Source organism: Vibrio sp. 1580 (assembly GCF_033340055.1).
On the sequence record NZ_JAWOVT010000114.1, the window covers coordinates 1 to 913 of the forward strand.

The 913-nt window shown below is 43.5% G+C and carries 1 protein-coding gene; it reads left to right on the plus strand.

Translation table 11 applies throughout. The features are described from left to right. The coding region (locus R7093_RS24395; protein WP_318146907.1) for a DNA-primase RepB domain-containing protein at positions 1-684 on the plus strand (684 nt) is incomplete at its 5' end. Positions 685-913: the final 229 nt, after the last annotated feature.

The window sequence follows — 913 nt, forward strand, 5'->3', positions numbered from 1 at the left end:
TCTCCGAACCTGGTGCAAGAGTCGTCCAGGGACAACTATCAAGCAATCTTTAGAGTGCCTAAAACCACCGACGAAAAAGACCGAGAGATCGCAAATAAGGTGGTTGTAGGTCTGAATAAACGCTATGGCGATGAAAACTTCACTGGCGTATCTCATCCATTCAGAATGGCAGGATTCAGCAATAAGAAGCCAACAAGAAACAACTTCTTCACTCGCTTAATATCAAGCTCTGCAAACGCTTGTCAGCGTGTTATCACTTTGCTTAAGCAAGAACTGGATAAAGTGATTAAAGAGCGTGAGGAGGCTAAACAGGCGTATCAGAATGCGAAAGTTCAGCAACCTAAGCAAATCTCACTTGAAGAAGAGAGATTAAGGAAAATCGCAAGCGTTGATGCTACTACGAAAACAGCCGATGCGGTCTTTATGCGCCACTGGAGCAAATGGCATGGATTAGCTAAAAGCAAAGGCTGGTCTATCGATTATTCACGTATTGATTTTGCAGCTACCATAGACATGATCAAGGGCGGCTATAACGATGAAGAAATCCTGATTGCCATTGTGAATAGCTCCCCGTCCGTAGTGGACAGAAAGAATGATGTACAAGACTACACACGCAGAACGTTAGAGAAAGCGAAGATTAAACTTGGTGACGGTGATGATGGTAATAATCAATTATCGTTGTAACATAAATGACAAAGGGGCGAGTGCAGCAACACTCAACCCCTTCAAAATTGTTAACTTTAAGGCATTAACATGGATAATCTTAAACAAGAAACCCCAGTGTTTCAACTGGGTGGTGCAGGCTATCTGCATTTAGAACAAGCATTTTCAGAAGAAGCCCCAGAACTTGATTTTGTTTTTGACGGCTTACTGGCTGGTACTGTTGGCGGTATTGTCGCGGCTGGCAGCACTG